The organism is Bradyrhizobium diversitatis, from assembly GCF_016031635.1.
In the GTDB taxonomy this organism is placed as follows: Bacteria; Pseudomonadota; Alphaproteobacteria; order Rhizobiales; family Xanthobacteraceae; genus Bradyrhizobium; species Bradyrhizobium diversitatis.
This window is the reverse complement of the sequence record NZ_JACEGD010000011.1, coordinates 176586-193771: the sequence shown is the minus strand read 5'-3', so window position 1 is coordinate 193771 and position 17186 is coordinate 176586. Positions and strand designations below refer to the sequence as shown.

Genomic DNA, 17186 nt, shown 5'->3' with positions numbered 1-17186 from the left:
ACAAGGCTGGCGCGATGGCTTTCGCTCAGCCGCGAGAAGAGGAGGTCAAATGATGACCAAAGCCATCCGCGTGCACAAGGTCGGAGGCCCCGAGGCCCTGGTCTATGAGAGCGTCGACGTGCCGGCGCCCGGGCCGGGCGAGGTGCGCGTCCGCCAGCATGCGGTCGGCCTCAACTTCATCGACGTCTATTACCGCACCGGCCTCTACAAGGCGCCGGGGCTGCCCTTCATCGCGGGCAACGAGGCCTCGGGCGAGGTCGTCGCGGTCGGGGCGGGCGTCACGAATTTTCATCCCGGCGACCGCGTCGCCTATTATCACAATCTCGGCGCCTATACCGGCGAGCGCAACATCCCCTGGGAGAAGCTTGTCAAGCTGCCCGACCACATCACCTACGAGCAAGGCGCCGTGCTGATGCTGAAGGGATTGACGGTCTGGTATCTGCTGCACAAGACCTTCAAGGTCGAGCCGCATCACCGCGTGCTGATTCATGCAGCCGCCGGCGGCATCGGCTTGCTTGCCTGCCAATGGGCGAGGGCGCTCGGCGCGCATGTCATCGGCACGGTCGGCTCGCGCGAGAAGGCCGAGCTTGCGGAGGCCAATGGCTGCGATCACGTTATCCTCTACAACGAGGAGGATTTCGTCGCCCGCGTGAAGCAGATCAGCCGCAACGAGGGCTGCGACGTCGTCTATGACGGCGTCGGCAAGGCGACGTTCCCGGGCTCACTGTCCTGCCTGAAGCCGCGCGGCATGTTCGTCTCGTTCGGCAATGCCTCGGGCCCGGTGCCGCCGTTCTCGATCGCCGAGTTGAACAATCACGGCTCGCTGTTCGCGACGCGACCGAAGCTCAATGACTATGTCGGCACCCGCAAGGAACTGCTGGAGGGCGCCGACACCCTGTTCGCCGCCGTCATCAACGGCAAGCTGCACGTTCCGATCAACCACGCCTACGCGCTCAAGGACGCCGCCAAGGCGCATATCGATCTCGAAAGCCGCAAGACCACGGGGGCTTCGATCCTGAAGCCCTGAGGCGCCGGCGCGCGCACCCGCAATACGGCGATTTGTCGGTACGGTATCGGACCGTTCGCATCCTGTGCCCGATTGTATCCGCTTTTGCGGCGCATCAAGTTCTCGGGGCGGCCACGATTCGATCCTGATTGTGGCGGGTGGAATGCCGACGATCTGTTGCGGGGGCAATATGTCAAACACTGCAAAATCCGAATTCAAACATCCTGAGGCGCAATGCGTGGTCTGCTCGGCGCGGACGCCGCATCTGCACGAACGGCGTGCGGTCGCGGGGCGCATCGTCGTGCGATCCGTTTGTCTTGCGTGCAACTCCGAAAGGCCCTCGGACTCGGTCAAGAACTAGGCCTACGCCCGTCGATAGGCGTGGGCCGTACGCCCTTGGTCATGAAACGCAATGCTCGCACGCTCGCAATGGCAGATCAGTACGTTTCCGAGGAGTTGCGCGACTTCATCTTGGAGCGGATCGATTCCGTGGCACAGATCGAGGCGCTTCTTCTCATTCGATCCGATCCTCGATCGCAGTGGAGCGCCACACGGCTCGCGGAGCGGCTGTACATCAGCAAGTCGGAGGCAGCAGAGGCCTTGAGCCGCCTTTGCGCCTCCGAGCTGTTGTCCTGCACCGACGAAATCTACCGCCTTGAAGGCGTGCCCGATCAGAATCGGATGTTGATCGAGCAACTGGTGGAGGTGTACTCGCACCATCTTATTGCAGTCACGAACCTCGTTCACTCGAAACCTCGCAGGATCGGCTCATTCGCCGACGCGCTCAAATTCCGGAAGGGGTCGTGACCTTGTCCTCCGTCATCTATGGACTGTGTGCGCCGACATCGCTGATCAATGCCGCAGTCACGGTCAAGAACCGGTCGCATTGAAGTCATGCCGATCCGGCTCAGGGATTTCCTCCGCTTCGGCGTGTTCGGCGTTGCCGTCGCCCTGATCGTTGCGTTCGGCATCTCTCCGTTCACGGGTGGAGTCGTTCAGCAATGGTCGCGCAGCGATGTGGAGGCGCGTTCGCGGCTCGTCTTCAATGCGATCCAACCCTTCCTCGATCGAGACGTCGAGGATCAGTCCTGGGACCGCCTGAGCGATCTGTTTGGGCGCGTTGCGCAGGACAAGAAGATTCTCGCGGTCGGCTTTTGCAGCTACGCGGGCGCGCTGGTCGCGCCGACGCCGGAAATGCCGCCGAATTTCGGCTGCGACAAGATCGCGAGATCGGAAAACGAGAGCTTTGCGGACATCGCTGTCGGCGGCCGACGAATTCTCGTCGCGGCATTTCCCGTCAACGGTTCCAAGGGCCGATCCTATCTCGTGATCCTGACCGACTTGAGCTTTGCCAGCGCGCGCTCGAGCCAGGTCGTGGCCTATTTGCTGGCCTCCCTGGCCGGTGTCGTGCTGGTTTTGACCGTCGGCTCGATCATCTTTGCCGTGTTCATGCTCAGAAGCTGGATGAGTTCACTCAGGCGCGCGGTCGACGAGGTTCGTCTGGGGACGGCGCGGAAGCATCCTCCGGCAACCGGGTCGGCGCTTGATCGCGAGATTCACAAGCTGCTGCGGCGGACCGAAGATTTCAGCGTGGCGCATCAGATCGACTGGACTCCGAAAGCAGTGCAGGACCTGCTCCATGGCGTGTTGCCGGGCGCCGAGGTTCTGGTCCTCTCGAACCGCGAGCCCTACATTCATAACCGGACGGATCACGGAATTGTCGTCCAGCGTCCGGCAAGTGGGCTGGTCTCCGCGCTGGAGCCCATCATGCGCGCCTGCGGCGGCACATGGGTCGCGCACGGCAGTGGCAGCGCAGACCGGGAAACCGTCGACGCGAACGACAGGATCAGGGTTCCGGAGGGGGCACCCAGCTACACTCTGCGGCGTGTGTGGATATCCGAAGCAGAGCAGGACGGCTATTACTATGGCTTCGCCAATGAAGGGTTGTGGCCGCTCTGTCACATCGTGTTCGTGCGACCGGCCTTTCGAAGCGGCGACTGGCATATGTATCGGGAGATAAACCAACGCTTCGCCGATGCCGTCGTCGCCGAGGCGCGAACCGAAGATCCCGTCGTCCTCGTCCAGGACTATCATTTCGCCCTGGTCCCCAAGATGATCCGTCAGCGTCTGCCGAAAGCGACGATCATCTCGTTCTGGCACATCCCCTGGCCCAACGCCGAGACGTTCAGCATCTGCCCGTGGCGGCGGGAGATCATCGAGGGAATGTTGGGGAGCACGATTCTGGGATTTCACACCCAGTTTCACTGCAACAATTTCATCGAGTGCGTCGATCGCTTCGTGGAGAGCCGGATCGACCGCGAGGTGCAGGCTGTCAGCCTTGGCGGGCACGAAACCAGGATTCGCGCTTATCCGATCTCGATCGAGTGGCCTCCCAGCGCGCTCGCGAGCGTGCCGGCACGGGAGACGTGTCGGGCGGAAGTCTTCAGAGAGTTCGATCTGGCCGAGGGAACAAAGCTGATTGTCGGCGTCGAGCGCTTCGACTACACCAAGGGAATTCCCGATCGCATGAGGGCGATCGACGCGCTCTTGACGCGTGATTCCTCCTGGGAAGGGCGGCTTGCTTTCGTTCAAATTGCAGCCCCGACGCGAAGTAAGCTCGACACGTATTCCAGGCTACAGGCCGAGGCTGAGAGCCTTGCCGATGCGATCAATGCTCGCCATCCGGGCCGACAGACTCCCATTCGACTGGTCGCGCGGCACTATGAAGCGTCCGACGTGCTCAAGCTGTTTCGCGCCGCTGATGTCTGTGTCGTCAGCAGCCTGCACGACGGCATGAATCTCGTCGCCAAGGAGTTCGTCAGCTCCCGCGATGACAACGCCGGCGTCCTCGTTCTCTCCAGCTTTACGGGGGCCTCGCGGGAGATGTCGGAAGCCCTGATCGTGAACCCCTATGACACGGAGGAACTCGCGGCCGCCATCAAGCGTGCGATGAGCATGCCGCTGGACGAGCAAGCCGAACGGATGAAGCTGATGCGGCAGCAAGTCAAGGAGAACAACGTCTATCGTTGGGCCGGCACCATGCTGGTCGATTCCGCGCGAAGTCGCACGCGAGAGCGAATTCTTGCTTTGACGTCATCCGGCGAGAGCGCGCATGCCGGCGCGACGCGTGCGCGGGCACACTGGTCGCAGTCCCGAGAATGAAGCGGGTGAGCGGTTGATGCTGGCTCTCGGTCACGCTGGAGTTTCGTGTGTCGCGCCTGCGCTACTATGTCACAATGCAGCCCGGCGATCGAAGGCTAGTTTGCGGCGAAGTCGATGGTCGCTCCGTCTCGCAGACGACCATCTGCCGATTGCGATACCGGGGCCGGTGTAGGACATGTTCGATCCCGTTTCATCGAAACTTGTCGGCGGGGCGCATACGACGCCTTGCATGGTGCAGAATGCGATCCTCGCGACCTTGCCCGAGCCGCAATTCGAATTGCTACGACCGCATCTCAGGGCCGTCCCGCTGAAGCGGAACGAGATTCTCCAGGATGCTTTGCGCCATCCGGACGCTGCATACTTCATCGAGTCCGGAGTGGTCTCGCGTATGGTGCGAACGGTGAAGGACGGTCTGGTCGAAGTGGCGGTCGTCGGGAAGTTTGGCTTTGTCGGCGTATCGCTGGTGCTTGGTGCGGCGCAGACGGTCCAGAGGAGCATTGTCCGCGTTCCCGGCAGTGCGCTACGCATCGAAGCCGGCGCGTTCCGCGAGATCCTGCATCAAAGCCCCGAGATTCGCGAACACATGCTGGGATATGTCCAGCTGTTGATTGCACTGAACGCGCAGATCGCCCTGTGCAATGCGAGGCACGACATCCCCGAGCGCGTTGCGCGTTGGATGTTGCTCGCCCAGGATCGCATCGGGGGCGACCGCGTTCCCGTGACACACGGGGTCATGGCGGCCGCGCTCGGCGTGAGGCGCCCGAGCGTGTCGAAGGCCCTTTCCGATTTCGAGGCGAAAGGCATCATCGAGGGGAGGCGCGGGGCCATTCGCATCCGGGACATCGATGCGCTGCGCGGGGAGGCCTGCGAATGCGAGCGGATCCTGAAGGACAGGTTTCGCCTTTTCCGCGACATGCCCCATCATCGTCGCGTCATGTGACGGGAAGTCGTGTTCGAGCCGTTGCGCGCCACGTGCGACGGCGCGCCGGCTTGACTCAGTCATGATCGTGGTCCCGCGAGGGCTCGAACCTCGGACCACCGCGCCCGAAACGCGCTGCTCTATCCCCTGAGCTACGGAACCTTGCACCCTCGGTCTAAAGCGCGATGCGATCAGGATGAATCGTCATCGCGCTTTACGTTATTGTTTGAGCATGATCTTTTCGGAAAACCGCCGCGCACTTTTCCGGATCATGCTTTAGGCCACCCGGCGTGCCGCGCCGGCCTTGGTCAGGATGCCGTCGAGGCAATCGATCATCTCGGCGATCTCTGCCTTCGCGACGTTGAGTGCCGGCATGAAGCGCAGCGTGTCGAGTTGCGGCGCGTTCAGGAGCACGCCGGCTTCGAACGCCTGCGCGACGATGCCCGGCGCGATCGGCAGCTTGAGATCGAGCGCGAGCAACAGCCCACGTCCGCGTACGCCGCCGAGCCCGTGCCGGGCCGAGACTTTCTGCAACTCGCTTTCGAGCAGGAGGCCTGTCTCGGTGACCGCTTTCAGGAAGTCCGGCTTGCCGACCTCCTCGAGCACCGCGAGCCCCGCCGCGCACATGATCGGGTTGCCGTTGAACGTGCCGCCCTGGTCGCCATGCTCGAAGCAGGAGGCGCGCTCGGTCGCGAGCAGGGCGGCGAGCGGCACGCCGCCGCCGATGCCCTTGCCGAGCGTCATGATGTCGGGCGCAATCCCGGTGTGCTCGTAGTGGAAGAGCTTTCCGGTCCGACCCATGCCGGTCTGGATCTCGTCGAAGATCAGGAGCAGGCCGTGCGCCTCGGTGAGCGCGCGCAATTGCTGCAGGAACTGGTCGGTCGCGGGCCACACGCCGGATTCCCCCTGGATCGGCTCCAGCATCACGGCGACGGTGTTGTCGTTGATCAGCTTTTCGACCGAGGCGATGTCGTTGAGCCTTGCCTTCTTGAAGCCTGCGACCTTCGGCTCGAACAGCGGCTCGAACGCCTTCTTGCCCGAGGCCGACATCGTCGCCAGCGTCCGGCCGTGGAAGCCGCCTTCGAAGCTGATGATCTCGAACGCACCGCCCTTGTGCACGCTGCCAAATTTGCGCGCCAGCTTGATCGCGCCTTCATTGGCCTCCGCGCCGGAGTTGGCGAAGAACACCTGGTCGAAAGCACTGTTCTCGACGAGTGCTTGCGCGAGCTTGAGGCTCGGCTCGTTGTAGAAAGCCGGGCTCGGCGTCAGCAGCCGCTTGGCTTGCGCGCCAAGCGCGTCAGCGACCGCGGGCGGGGAGTGGCCGAGGCAGTTCACGGCCCAGCCCTGCACGAAATCAAGATAGCGCTTGCGGCTGTCGTCCCAGAGGTAGGAGCCGGCGCCGCGGACGAACACGGTCTTGGGCCGTGCGGTGATGTCCATCAGCGCGTCATACGGATGCGTGGTCATGTCGATCTCCTCTGGAGGCGGGTGGAAAACGGGCGCAAAAAGCAGAAAGGCCGCACCTTGCGGGTGCGGCCTTCTCGAAGACTTGAGCTGAATTCTAGTGGTTCAGCGGCGTCGTCGGACATGGCGCACCCTCTCATCGTCGCGGGAGCGACGACGGAGCATGGCGGTGCGCTGGTTGGTCCGGTTGATCATGGGGCGCGGCAATACATGTGATTGTGGGAGCTTGTCAAGCGGGCGTTTTGCCGAACACCGCGCCTCGCGTGCATCGGTCAGGTCAGGTGGGCGGCTTCCTCGGCGTCTTCGTCGCCCCAATCCGCCTCCGCTATCGCGGTGTCGATCAGTTCGCCGCGCATCAGCTTGAGCGGCGAATTCCAGTACAGCGCGATGTTATGGAACGGGTCGGTCAGCACCTTGAACGCCCATACCAGGCCGGTCGTGAGGTCGCGCGTGACGAAGAGCTGGAGCATGCGCGCCAGTCCGCCGCCGATACCGATCGCGAGCCAGAGCGTGCCGACATGCCGGATGAAGTCGAGACGCCCGGCCGGCGCATCGAAAAGTCCGAACAGCGTCGGATGGAAATACAGCGCGATCGGCGCGCTGCCCCAGACGAAGAGCAAGATGATCTTGCGGGTCTGGTTGTAGCCGACCTTGATCGCTTCCTTGTACTCGTTGCTGACGTCGTTGACGGCGTCATAGCCGTTCGGCTCGAAGAAGAAATGCCCGGTCTGCCGCGTCAGCATCGCAAGCCAGCCGACGATGCCGGCGAGCGCGGGGTCTACGAACAGCAGCGCGTAGCAGAACAGGAAGATCACGGCGCTGAAGAGATGCAGTGTCTGGTTGACGGTGCTCTGGTGGTAGAAGCGGTAATCGTCGAAGCGCTGTGTGCGCAGCATACCCGAGAGGCTCATCCTCGTTCCTCGCTCGCGTTGAAAAGCGCGGGCAGAGTTAGGCCGAGTCCGTGACCTCTGCGTGAATGCACTATAGTGTCACAATACGCTCCGCTGGCTGTCTCGCGCGGAGCGCTGCGGCAGCCGAGACGACGAAGCGTGCGAATGAGGCCGACGCGGTTACCGGCGCGCGCATAGTCCGCGCCGGATACCGCTGGTTTCCCGCCATTTCATTGTCGCCGCGCAGAAACCATCGCGTCGCTGGCGCGTTTGTGATCGAGGTACGCGAATTGGTTCGAACCGGACGCACGGCGGCTCGGACCAAGAGGGCGGGACCAACGAAACAGTTTTCAGCCTTGTCCGACACGCCTTATCCGATCGACCTCGACAGCATTCGCGGCGCATTTCCGCCGGGGATCGAGACGCCGCGGCTGCTGGTCGACTTTGCCGGCTGGCTCGAGGGACGTCCCTGGGGCAGCGTCGGCTGCTTCGCGCTGCAAGGCCAGTTCGCAGATCATGCGCCGATCGTCGACGGCAGTCCCCTGCGCGACAGGTTCTCGCTGTTCATGCGATTGGCGGACGGCTCGGCCGTGGGTGGCTGGTATGGTGCCGGTCTCGACCGCGACGATCCGCCGATCGTGGGGCTGGGATCGGAGGGCCACTACGAACTGCTCGCGCCGAGCCTCGATGCTTTGCTCGGCAAGCTCACATCGCAGGCCTTCGACCGCGCCTGGAGCGATCTGCGGCCGCATGAGGATGTCGCGTGTCAGACGGTCGAGCTCGCGCAATGGCTCGCCGGGCAGCCGGCTGGCGACAAGTCGACAGCTGAAGAAGGTGCGCCGGACCTGCCCGACTTCCGCGGCTTCGTCGAAAAATGGAGCAGGGATCGCGAGGACTATTGGGCCAATCACCGCTTGATGGCCGAGCTCGGCTGGCGGCTTGCCGCGCATCTGCCCAAGGGCAAGAACGCCTGGGACAAGACGCATTTCGACGTCGCGATCGTCGGCAAGCAGTACGAGGCGCGCGTCCTGTCGCGCGGGCCGCAGCCGTTCGAGCAAGCCGCCTCGATCGAATCCCTGCTTCGCGATCTGCGCGAGGAGATGCGCCGCGCGCAGCCCGAACTCGGGCTATGGTATGCGATGAAGTTCGGCCTCTATGCCGACGGCCGCGTCATGCCGAGCTTCGAATACGATGTGCGCCCGACCATCGACGGCGAGCCTGCGCTGCTATCCGAAGCGAAGGCTGATCTCGCCCGCGCTCCAAGGCCGGAGCGCTGGGTGCCGAAATGGCTGGCGTGACTACATCCACATCGCCGTTTCGAGTGCAGCGAACCCGAATGTGACTCCGTCATCCTGAGGTGCTCTGCTTGCGATGCGGACCCATCGCAAGCAGAGCCTCGAAGGATGAGCGGCCGGGATGCAGCCGGGCCGTTATCCTCGAGGCTCGCCCTACGGCGTAGTTGCGCCGCAGAGCGAACGCCTTAGGATGACGGTGATGGAGGGGTAATCTCGCGTGGCTGATTGCCGCGAGCGAAGCAACCTCCGCGAAAAGATACTGATTGCTTCGCCGCGCTCGCAATGACGGAACGCCCTCAGAACCCCGCGACGCTGCCGTGCAGATCGTATTGGTCCGCGCGCTCGATCTTGGCGGTGACGATCTCGCCGACGCGCAAGGGGCGGCGGCTGGTTAGATAGACCGCGCCGTCGATCTCCGGCGCGTCGGCCTTGGAGCGACCTTTGGCGACGGTCGGGCCGACCTCGTCGATGATGACCTGCTGGCGCGTCCCGAGCTTGCGCTTCAGCCTGCGCGCCGAGATCTTCTGCTGGCGGGCCATCAGCGCGTTGTAGCGCTCCTGCTTGACCTCTTCCGGCACCGGGTTCTCGATCGCGTTCGACGTTGCGCCGGCGACCGGCTCGTACTTGAAGCAGCCGAGACGATCGATCTCGGCCTCATCGAGCCAGTCGAGCAGATAGGCAAAGTCAGCATCGGTCTCGCCGGGAAAGCCGACGATGAAGGTCGAACGCAAAGCGAGTTCGGGACATTCCTCGCGCCAGCGCTTGATCCGCGCCAGCGTCTTGTCCTGCGCCGCCGGACGCTTCATCGCCTTCAAGACCTCGGGGCTCGCATGCTGGAACGGGATGTCGAGATAGGGCAGCACCTTGCCCTCGTTCATCAGCGCGATGACCTCGTCGACATGCGGGTAGGGGTAGACATATTGCAGCCGGACCCAGGCGCCCAACTCGCCGAGCTCGCGCGCGAGGTCGAGGAATCTGGCGCGGACCTGGCGGTCCTTCCACGGGCTCTCTGCATATTTGAGATCGACGCCGTAGGCGGAGGTGTCCTGCGAGATCACCAGGAGCTCCTTGACGCCGGCGCCGACCAGGCGCTCGGCCTCGCGCAGCACGTCATTGGCCGGGCGCGAGACCAAGTCGCCGCGCAGCTTCGGGATGATGCAGAAGGTGCAGCGGTTGTTGCAGCCCTCGGAAATCTTCAAATAGGCGTAGTGGCGCGGCGTCAGCTTGATGCCCTGCGGCGGCACCAGGTCGAGATGCGGATTGTGCGCGGGCGGCAGCGCGCGATGCACGGCATCGAGCACGCTCTCGTATTGCTGCGGACCGGTGATCGAGAGCACGCCCGGATAGGCCTGCTCGATCGCTTCCGGTTCCGCGCCCATGCAGCCGGTCACGATCACCTTGCCGTTCTCGGCCATGGCCTCGCCGATCGCCGAAAGCGATTCCTGCTTGGCGCTGTCGAGGAAGCCGCAGGTGTTGACGATGACGATGTCGGCCCCGTCATGCTTGCGGGCGAGCTCATAGCCCTCCGCGCGCAGGCGCGTGATGATGCGCTCGGAATCCACCAATGCCTTGGGACACCCGAGTGACACGAAGCTGACCTTGGGCGCAGCCGTCTGATCCATATCTGAACTGCCTGATTGACCGGCCTGAGCTAGTCCCAATTGCCCATAATTACAACCCTTTGCAGGGCGTACCGGCGTGCTATGGATGAATCACCCGCCGCGAGTGAGCCATGAGCGCCGAACAGTCGCCCAAAATCGTGATCGTCGACGAGAGCCCTGTCAGGGCCGCGATCCTCGAGGAAGGGTTGCGGGACGCCGGGTTCACCCAGGTCGTCCATATCAGCGAGATGCAGAGCCTGCTCGCCCGTATTTATGCGGTGGACCCCGACATCATCCTGATCGACCTGGAGAACCCCAGCCGCGACGTGCTGGAGGCGATGTTCCAGGTCAGCCGCGCGGTGAAGCGGCCGATCGCCATGTTCGTGGACCAGAGCGATTCAGCCTCGATCCAGGCCTCGGTCGAGGCGGGGGTGTCCGCCTACATCGTCGACGGGCTGAAGAAGGAGCGCATCAAGCCGATCCTCGACCTCTGCGTGTCGCGCTTCAACGCCTTCGCCAAGCTCCAGGAAGAGCTGGAGCGGACCAAGTCGCAGCTCGAGGACCGCAAGGTCATCGAGCGCGCCAAGGGCATTCTGATGAAGGTGAAGGGCCTGACCGAGGACGAGGCCTATGTGCTGCTGCGCTCCACCGCGATGCGCGAGAAGAAGAAGATCGGCGAGATCGCGCAGTCGATCATCACCGCGTCGGAGATGCTGAAATGACCGTTCCCCTCCGCATCGGGTTCATTCCGCTGGTCGATGCCGCCGCCCTGATCGTCGCCGTCGACAAGGGATTTGCCGCAGCCGAGGGGCTCGACGTCGAGCTGGTGCGCGAGGTCTCCTGGTCCAACGTCCGCGACAAGCTCAATATCGGCTTGTTCGACGCCGCACATCTGCTGGCGCCGGTGGCGATCGCGTCCTCGCTCGGGCTCGGTCACGTCAAGGTGCCGATCGCTGCGCCCTTCAATCTCGGCATCAACGGCAATGCCATCACGGTGTCGCCGGCGCTCCATGCCGCGCTGATGGAGGTGATCGACGGCGATCGGTTTGACCCGATGGCGACTGCGAAAGCACTGGCGAAGGTCGTTGCCATCAGGCGCAAGGCAGGGGCCGAGCCGCTGACCTTCGGCATGACCTTCCCGTTCTCCACCCACAATTATCAATTGCGGTTCTGGATGGCCGCGGCGGGCGTCGATCCCGACGAGGACGTGCGCCTCGTGGTGCTGCCGCCGCCCTACATGGTCGACAGCCTCAGGAACGGCCATGTCGATGCGTTCTGTGTCGGCGCGCCCTGGAATTCGGTCGCGGTCGATCTCGGCATCGGGCATATCCTGCATTTCGTCTCCGACATCCTGATCCGTGCGGCCGAGAAGGTGCTGGCCGTCCGCCAGGCCTGGGCCGACAAGAATCCGGACCTGGTCGCGGCGCTGGTGCGCGCGGCCGTGAAAGCCGCCGAGTTCATCGAGCATCCAGCGAACCGCACGGAGGTGGCGCAGATCCTGGCCCAGCCGGAGCGGATCGGCGTCGATGCGGAGGTCATCCAGCGCACGCTCGACGGACGCCTCAAGATCTCGCCCGACGGCACCTTCCGCGAAAGCGGCCGCTATCTCCTCGTTGGGCGCGAGGGAGCAGGGCGCCCCGATCCGGTCCAGGCCGCCTGGCTCTATGCCCAGATGGTGCGTTGGGGGCAGACGGCCCTGACCCCGGACGGCGTCAAGACGGCAATGGCGGTGTTCAGGCCCGACCTTTACGACGCAGCCTTGGGCAGCACGGCGCCCGTTGAAGCTCCAGCGGCGTTCGGCGCCTTCGCCGGACCCGCCTTCGATCCCGACAACATCCGGTGGCATCTGGAGGCCTTCGAGGTCGGGCGCTGGAAGGCCTGATTCGGATCTGCTTCGTTTTCGGGCACGTAAGCTCGTTGGCTAATGTTTGGGCTGACTGCTCGAATTTCGGGAGAGCTCTCGGACCAGTATTTCCCATGGGCTGTCCTAATCACCTGATATTTGAAGGTTTTCTATGTCGATCGAGCTGGCACGCAACTTGAATGTTGCGCTGCGGCCAGCTTGTCATAGGTGCCTGCTGAGCCAAGTCCCACAGCAACGAAGCTGAACGGACCGTCGGGTTGCGAAGCGGGCTCTTGAGCCGGCCGAGTTCCCCGCGGGTCGCACAATTCCCGTCGAAGCCACTTTGGTGGCCGCAGGAGCTTCGTTACCGACCATGAAAATCGAAACGCTCTCAGTCGATTTCACCGACGAGCAGAAACGCTATCTCGAAGGCTTCACGACCGGCTTGCAGATCAGCCGGGTCGGCCGCGGTCTCGGCGCGGGTGCCGGCAAGGCGAATGCCGAGCCTGTTGGTCCCGATGCCGTGCACATCAAGGCGCAGGACAAGGTGATCGCGTCGGGCAAGAAGCTCGCCGACCAGGAGAAGTTCAAGCGCGACGAGCATCCCTTCGATGCCTATCCGCGGCTGCGCCAGCAGGCGCTCGACAACACCCCGCCGAATCCGGCGGACAATTTCCGCTGGCGCTATTACGGAATCTTCTACGTCGCGCCGACGCAGGATTCCTACATGTGCCGCCTGCGCATTCCGAACGGCATCATGAAGCACTGGCAGCTGTCGGGCCTTGCCGATCTCGCCGATGAGCTCTGCGGCCCCTACAGCCACGTCACGACGCGCGCCAACCTCCAGCTTCGCGAGATTCCGCCGAAGCATGCGGTGAAGCTGATCGAGGGTATCCAGGACCTCGGCCTGTGCTCGCGCGGCTCCGGCGCCGACAACATCCGCAACGTGACGGGAACGTCGACGGCCGGAATCGATCCGCAGGAGTTGATCGACACGCGGCCCTATGCGCGCGAGTGGCACTACCACATCCTCAACGATCGCTCGCTCTACGGCCTGCCGCGCAAGTTCAACGTCGCCTTCGACGGTGCCGGCAGGATCGCGGTGCTCGAGGAGACCAACGACATCGCCTTCACCGCCTACGAGGTGAAGGACGGGTTCGGCGTTGAGCCCGGCGTCTGGTTCCGCCTCGGCCTCGGCGGCATCACCGGCCACAAGGACTTTGCAAAATATTCCGGCATCATCGTCAGGCCGGAGCAGGCGACCGCCGTCGCCGACGCCATCGTGCGCGTGTTCATCGACCATGGCGACCGCACCAACCGCAACAAGGCGCGACTGAAATACGTGCTCGACGCCATGGGCCATGACGGCTTTCTCAAGCTGGTCGAGGAGCGCTTGAAGACGCCGTTCACGCGCGTGCCGGAAGAGGCGTTTCTCCCGCGCCCCGCGGCGGATCGCATGGCCCATATCGGCGTGCACAAGCAGAAACAGGCCGGCCTCAACTGGATCGGCGTATCGCTGACACTCGGCAAGCTCAGCTCCGATCAGATGCGGGGCCTTGCCAAGGTCGCGCGCGACCTTGGCGACGGCGAGATCCGCCTCACCGTCTGGCAGAACCTCTTGATCCCGGGCGTGCGCGACGAGAATGTCGAGCTTGCGGTCGCGGCGATCAAGCAGATCGGACTCGCCGTGCAGGCCTCGCACATCCGCGCCGGCCTGATCGCGTGCACCGGCAACGCCGGTTGCCGCTTCGCCGCGGCGAACACCAAGCGCCATGCTGCCGAGATCGGCGACTGGTGCGAGCCGCGCGTGGCGATGGACAAGCCGGTCAACATCCACGTCACCGGCTGTCACCATTCCTGCGCGCAGCATTACATCAGCGATATCGGCCTGATCGGCGCGCGTGTGCCGGTCGGCGAGGAAGATACGGTCGAGGGCTACCATCTCTTCACCGGCGGCGGCTTTGGTCCCGACGCCGATGTCGGGCAGGAGGTCTATCACGACCTCAAGGCCGAGGACGCGCCGAAGACGGTCGAAGCGCTGCTCAAGGCCTACATCGCCCATCGCTCATCTCCCGAAGAAACGTTCCTGTCTTTTGCGCGCCGCCATGACGGCGAAACGCTGCGCAAGCTTGCCGATGCACAGGTGTCCGCATGAACCAGATCACCCCTCCACCCAAGCTCGACATCATCCCACCCAGCGCACCGTTCTCGGACGCGCAACGCTCCTGGCTGAACGGCTTCTTCGCCGGCCTGCTGTCGCCCGACGTCGCAACTCCATTGTCGGCGGAGCAGGGCGCTGCCGTCATACAAGCCGGCGACGGCGACGATGGCGAGGCGCCGTGGCACGACCAGACCATGCCGATTGCCGAGCGGATGAAGCTCGCCGAGGGACGGCCCCTGCGTCGCAAGATGATGGCGGCGATGGCGCAGCAGGACTGCGGCCAGTGCGGCTATAATTGCCACGATTATTCGGAGGCGATCGCGAGTCGCAGCGAAGCACGGCTCAACCTCTGCGTTCCCGGCGGCAAGGAAACCGCGCGGATGCTGAAGTCGCTGTACGAAGAGCTCGACAAGGCCCCGGTGGCCAAATCGGCCGACAAGCCGGACGCGGCGGCGCCGGCCGTGACCGTGACGATCGCAGAGCCGGGCCGCTCGCGCGACAACCCCGTGACCGCAACCTTCCTGTCACGCCGCCTTCTCAACAAGGGGAAGTCGGAGAAGGAGACCTATCACGTCGAGTTCGATCTCTCCGACAGCAAGCTCGACTACGTCGTCGGCGACAGTTTCGGCGTGTTCCCGCGCAACGATGTCGGCCTCGTCGACCAGATCATCGCGCTGCTCGGCGCCTCCCATACGACGAAGATCAATGGCAAGACGCTGCGCGAGGTGCTGATCGGCGACGTCTCGCTGTCGCCGGCACCCGACACGCTGTTCGAGCTGATCTCGTTCATCACCGGCGGCGCGGCGCGCGAGAAGGCGCGGGCGCTGGCGCAGGGCGAGGATCCCGACGGCGATGCCGCCACCCTCGACGTGATGGCGGCGCTCCAGAAGTTTTCCGGCACGCGGCCGCATCCCGAGGCCTTCGTCGAGGCGCTGGAGCCGCTGCAGCCGCGACTCTACTCGATCTCGTCTTCGCACAATGCGACGCCCGGAAGGCTGTCGCTGACGGTGGACTCCGTGCGCTACGTCATCGGCAAGCGCAAGCGGCTCGGCGTCGCCTCGACCTTCCTCGGCGAGCGCATCAATGACGGCGACAAGCTCAAGGTCTACGTGCAGAAGGCGCACGGTTTCGGCCTACCGCAGGACCCGAAGACGCCGATCATCATGATCGGCCCCGGCACCGGCATCGCGCCGTTCCGCGCCTTCCTGCTCGACCGCAAGGCGACCGGTGCGCCCGGCAAGAACTGGCTGTTCTTCGGCCATCAGCGCAGCGATTGCGACTTCCTTTACCAGGACGAGCTCAACGCCATGAAGACATCGGGCGTGCTCACGCGCCTGTCGCTGGCCTGGTCGCGCGACGGCGAGAAGAAGTTTTACGTGCAGGACCGCATGCGCGAGGTCGGCCGCGAATTGTGGACCTGGCTTGCCGACGGCGCGCACCTCTACATCTGCGGCGACGCCAAGCGCATGGCCAAGGACGTCGAGCGCGCGCTGGTCGACATCGTCGCCCAGTTCGGCGCACGTTCGACCGACGAAGCCGTCAGCTTCGTCGCCGAGCTGAAGAAGACCGGCCGCTTCCAGGCGGATGTGTACTGACCGCTGCCGCTCACCCTTATCCGAGCCGGTTCCGACTGGCTCGGATTTGAACGAATAAGATTCTCGGAACCCGGGCCCTCAGAGAATTTACGTCTGCGAGACGGCCGCCTCGGAGGAGCCGCATCGCTATTTTTGCCATCATCTTGCCTCCCGCCCTGGTTGATCCCTCATACTCCCGCAAATGGGGCGTTGGAGATCGACCATGCGCGAACTATCGGCGGAAGCCAGGCTGCACTTCTACGCGCGCTCGCTCTCGCGGCAGACCCGGGCGAACGCCCATCATCTGGCGCTCTACAGCGCCTTTGCCGTCATCGCGGCGATCGTGTTCGGCACGCTCTCGGTGCATCCGTTCTGATGTCTCTGTGTAGGGTGGGTTAGCCGAAGGCGTAACCCACCACTGGTATGGCTGCTGCAGAAGAGGTGGATTACGCTTCGCTAATCTACCCTGCGGCACCCGAGTCTGATCACGTCCCGCGCCTGAACGGCGCGACCTCGATCCCCGCATCCTTCAACGCCTGACGCACACCGCGCGCAATCTCGACCGCGCCGGGCGTGTCGCCGTGGATGCAGACCGTGTCCGTGCGCATCTTGATGACCTTGCCGGTGACTGAAATCACCGCGCCGTCCTGCACCATGCGCACCACACGGTCGGCGATCGCCTTGGCATCGTGCAGCACCGCGCCGGGCTTCTTGCGTGAGACGAGGTTGCCGTCGTCCTCATAGGCGCGGTCGGCGAACACCTCGTGCACCATCGGCAGATTGGCCGCTTCGCCGGCCTTCACCAGCTTCGAATTGGCTAGCACGACGAAGATCAGGCTGGGATCGACCGCCTTGATGCCGGCGGCGATCGCCTTCGCCGTCATGTCGTCCTCGCAGGCGACGTTGGAGAGCGCGCCATGCGCCTTCACATGCGTCACCTTGTGGCCGGCCGCGGTCGCGATCGCCTGCAGCGCGCCGATCTGGTAGGCGACGAGGTTCTCGATCTCGGACGCCTTCAGGCCCGCGATCGGGTGCCGGCCGAAGCCGTGCAGGTCGCGGTAGCCGGGATGCGCGCCGACCGAGACGCCGCGCGCTTTCGCCAGCTCCACCGTCCGGCGCATGATGTCGGGGTCGCCGGCGTGGAAGCCGCAGGCGACGTTGACCGAGCTTGCGAGCTCGATCATGGCGGCGTCGTTGCCCATCTCCCACGCGCCGAAACCTTCGCCGAGGTCGCAATTCAGATCGACTGTCTTCATGGGTTGCTCTCCGCC

14 protein-coding genes and 1 tRNA gene are annotated in these 17186 nt (G+C 64.1%); 10 read left to right on the top strand and 5 right to left on the bottom strand.

The window, feature by feature from the left end:
* Positions 1-52: 52 nt before the first annotated feature.
* The 4 genes from H1B27_RS12975 to H1B27_RS40080 all read left to right on the top strand — a co-directional run bounded on the left by H1B27_RS12975 (position 53) and on the right by H1B27_RS40080 (position 5108).
* Complete coding sequence (locus tag H1B27_RS12975; RefSeq protein WP_197966450.1) at positions 53-1027, top strand: quinone oxidoreductase family protein; 975 nt, start codon at positions 53-55, stop codon at positions 1025-1027.
* A gap of 381 nt (positions 1028-1408) precedes the next feature.
* Entirely contained in the window at positions 1409-1813 is a 405-nt protein-coding gene (locus H1B27_RS12970; RefSeq protein WP_197966318.1) for a hypothetical protein, read from the top strand.
* A gap of 87 nt (positions 1814-1900) precedes the next feature.
* Complete coding sequence (locus tag H1B27_RS12965) at positions 1901-4168, top strand: alpha,alpha-trehalose-phosphate synthase (UDP-forming) (protein ID WP_197966317.1); 2268 nt, start codon at positions 1901-1903, stop codon at positions 4166-4168.
* 400 nt (positions 4169-4568) lie between these two features.
* Positions 4569-5108 carry a Crp/Fnr family transcriptional regulator gene (locus H1B27_RS40080; RefSeq protein WP_197966316.1) on the top strand — a complete coding sequence of 180 codons (540 nt, stop codon included), beginning with the start codon at positions 4569-4571 and terminating at the stop codon, positions 5106-5108.
* Positions 5109-5176: 68 nt separating this feature from the next.
* Here the strand turns inward: H1B27_RS40080 and H1B27_RS12955 are convergent.
* The 3 genes from H1B27_RS12955 to H1B27_RS12945 form a co-directional block, all read right to left on the bottom strand.
* Positions 5177-5249, bottom strand: a tRNA-Arg gene (locus tag H1B27_RS12955).
* 114 nt (positions 5250-5363) lie between these two features.
* A complete protein-coding gene (locus tag H1B27_RS12950; protein ID WP_197966315.1) occupies positions 5364-6554 on the bottom strand; it encodes an acetylornithine transaminase in 1191 nt (396 codons plus the stop codon).
* Positions 6555-6823: 269 nt separating this feature from the next.
* Positions 6824-7462 carry a hypothetical protein gene (locus H1B27_RS12945; RefSeq protein WP_197966314.1) on the bottom strand — a complete coding sequence of 213 codons (639 nt, stop codon included), beginning with the start codon at positions 7460-7462 and terminating at the stop codon, positions 6824-6826.
* A gap of 335 nt (positions 7463-7797) precedes the next feature.
* On the opposite strand from H1B27_RS12945, the gene H1B27_RS12940 reads away from it, so the two are divergent.
* The gene (locus tag H1B27_RS12940; RefSeq protein ID WP_197966313.1) at positions 7798-8739 is read left to right on the top strand and encodes a hypothetical protein; all 942 of its coding nucleotides are present in this window, start codon (positions 7798-7800) and stop codon (positions 8737-8739) included.
* Between the two features lie 293 nt (positions 8740-9032).
* Here H1B27_RS12940 and rimO read toward each other — a convergent pair whose 3' ends face one another.
* On the bottom strand, positions 9033-10358 hold the full coding sequence (rimO, locus tag H1B27_RS12935; RefSeq protein WP_197966312.1) for a 30S ribosomal protein S12 methylthiotransferase RimO: 1326 nt from the start codon (positions 10356-10358) through the stop codon (positions 9033-9035).
* A 110-nt stretch (positions 10359-10468) separates the two neighbouring features.
* On the opposite strand from rimO, the gene H1B27_RS12930 reads away from it, so the two are divergent.
* The 5 genes from H1B27_RS12930 to H1B27_RS12910 all read left to right on the top strand — a co-directional run bounded on the left by H1B27_RS12930 (position 10469) and on the right by H1B27_RS12910 (position 16291).
* Positions 10469-11059 (top strand): ANTAR domain-containing response regulator, encoded by a 591-nt coding sequence (locus tag H1B27_RS12930; protein WP_061881694.1) that lies wholly within the window; start codon positions 10469-10471, stop codon positions 11057-11059.
* Positions 11056-12219 (top strand): CmpA/NrtA family ABC transporter substrate-binding protein, encoded by a 1164-nt coding sequence (locus H1B27_RS12925; RefSeq protein ID WP_197966311.1) that lies wholly within the window; start codon positions 11056-11058, stop codon positions 12217-12219. Before H1B27_RS12930 ends, H1B27_RS12925 begins: the two co-directional genes overlap by 4 nt.
* A 334-nt stretch (positions 12220-12553) precedes the next feature.
* Positions 12554-14335 carry a NirA family protein gene (locus tag H1B27_RS12920; protein WP_197966310.1) on the top strand — a complete coding sequence of 594 codons (1782 nt, stop codon included), beginning with the start codon at positions 12554-12556 and terminating at the stop codon, positions 14333-14335.
* Positions 14332-15936, top strand: a complete 1605-nt coding sequence (locus tag H1B27_RS12915; protein ID WP_197966309.1) for a sulfite reductase subunit alpha — start codon at positions 14332-14334, stop codon at positions 15934-15936. Before H1B27_RS12920 ends, H1B27_RS12915 begins: the two co-directional genes overlap by 4 nt.
* A gap of 202 nt (positions 15937-16138) precedes the next feature.
* Positions 16139-16291, top strand: coding sequence for a hypothetical protein (locus H1B27_RS12910; RefSeq protein WP_035677849.1), 153 nt, complete (start codon positions 16139-16141; stop codon positions 16289-16291).
* A 109-nt stretch (positions 16292-16400) separates the two neighbouring features.
* On the opposite strand, the gene H1B27_RS12905 is transcribed toward H1B27_RS12910, so the two are convergent.
* Entirely contained in the window at positions 16401-17171 is a 771-nt protein-coding gene (locus tag H1B27_RS12905; RefSeq protein WP_197966308.1) for a LamB/YcsF family protein, read from the bottom strand.
* Positions 17172-17186 lie beyond the last annotated feature (15 nt).

Coding starts and splice junctions, on each gene's coding strand:
- H1B27_RS12920 (WP_197966310.1), top strand. CDS start 12,554: ATGAAAATCGAAACGCTCTCAGTCGATTTCACCGACGAGCAGAAACGC.
- H1B27_RS12930 (WP_061881694.1), top strand. CDS start 10,469: ATGAGCGCCGAACAGTCGCCCAAAATCGTGATCGTCGACGAGAGCCCT.
- H1B27_RS12925 (WP_197966311.1), top strand. CDS start 11,056: ATGACCGTTCCCCTCCGCATCGGGTTCATTCCGCTGGTCGATGCCGCC.
- H1B27_RS12950 (WP_197966315.1), bottom strand. CDS start 6,554: ATGACCACGCATCCGTATGACGCGCTGATGGACATCACCGCACGGCCC.
- H1B27_RS12965 (WP_197966317.1), top strand. CDS start 1,901: ATGCCGATCCGGCTCAGGGATTTCCTCCGCTTCGGCGTGTTCGGCGTT.
- rimO (WP_197966312.1), bottom strand. CDS start 10,358: ATGGATCAGACGGCTGCGCCCAAGGTCAGCTTCGTGTCACTCGGGTGT.
- H1B27_RS12915 (WP_197966309.1), top strand. CDS start 14,332: ATGAACCAGATCACCCCTCCACCCAAGCTCGACATCATCCCACCCAGC.
- H1B27_RS12910 (WP_035677849.1), top strand. CDS start 16,139: ATGCGCGAACTATCGGCGGAAGCCAGGCTGCACTTCTACGCGCGCTCG.
- H1B27_RS12905 (WP_197966308.1), bottom strand. CDS start 17,171: ATGAAGACAGTCGATCTGAATTGCGACCTCGGCGAAGGTTTCGGCGCG.
- H1B27_RS12945 (WP_197966314.1), bottom strand. CDS start 7,462: ATGAGCCTCTCGGGTATGCTGCGCACACAGCGCTTCGACGATTACCGC.
- H1B27_RS12970 (WP_197966318.1), top strand. CDS start 1,409: ATGAAACGCAATGCTCGCACGCTCGCAATGGCAGATCAGTACGTTTCC.
- H1B27_RS12975 (WP_197966450.1), top strand. CDS start 53: ATGACCAAAGCCATCCGCGTGCACAAGGTCGGAGGCCCCGAGGCCCTG.